The sequence below is a fragment of the Neisseria maigaei genome (assembly GCF_958267405.1).
In the GTDB taxonomy this organism is placed as follows: domain Bacteria; phylum Pseudomonadota; class Gammaproteobacteria; order Burkholderiales; family Neisseriaceae; genus Neisseria; species Neisseria bergeri.
On the sequence record NZ_CATQFT010000056.1, the window covers coordinates 1 to 689 of the forward strand.

Here is a 689-nt window from a genome sequence, read left to right on the forward strand (position 1 = left end):
GCCGTACTGGTTTTTGTTAATCCACTATATTTTCAAACCGGAAAAATGCCGTCTGAACCTTCAGACGGCATTCCATTCATATTTATTCGTCTTTTTTGTGTTCGATGGCATTTCGGGAACGATTGCCGCCGTAAGGCTCTTCAACCGTATATTCCCCCTCGATAATATCGTCATCGTGGGAAAAGCCCTCTTTTCTGCCCGATTGGTTCATGTTGAAAAAATTTTCCGCACCTCCTGCCTGCAACACCGCCCCTCCCTTAAACGGCAGCAGCAGCAATACCGCCAACACCGAGGATACGAATCCCGGACTCATCAGGCAGACCGCCGCCACCGTATAACGGATAGGCCACAACATCTGATAAACAGACACCTTCCCGCCGCTTTTTACCGCCGCGCCCGCCAATAAAAGACCGGACAGCCCCGTATGCCTGAGCATCAGCACACCGGCGGCAAAACCTGCCGCCATCAAAAACAGCGTCCAACCGCCACCCAGCCAATCGGCAACCCACACAATCGACATAATCTCCAAAAACAGCAGCACCAAAAAACCGATACCGAAAAATCTCATTGACCGTCATCCTTATATTTAAGTAAACAGCAAACCGCCCGAACAGGAATCCAAGCGACCTGCCTGTAAATGATTACAAAACCATGTGCTTCAAGCCGAAACAATGTGAAATCACGCAATA

Annotated in this window: 1 protein-coding gene; it reads right to left on the minus strand. The window is 49.3% G+C overall.

What is annotated here, in order from left to right:
* Nucleotides 1–82: 82 nt before the first annotated feature.
* Complete coding sequence (locus tag Q3O06_RS10025) at nucleotides 83–568, minus strand: FxsA family protein (protein ID WP_107819685.1); 486 nt, start codon at nucleotides 566–568, stop codon at nucleotides 83–85.
* Nucleotides 569–689: the final 121 nt, after the last annotated feature.

Bases quoted from the DNA above. Each gene is read 5' to 3' on its own strand.
- Q3O06_RS10025 (WP_107819685.1), bottom strand. From the start codon at position 568: ATGAGATTTTTCGGTATCGGTTTTTTGGTGCTGCTGTTTTTGGAGATT.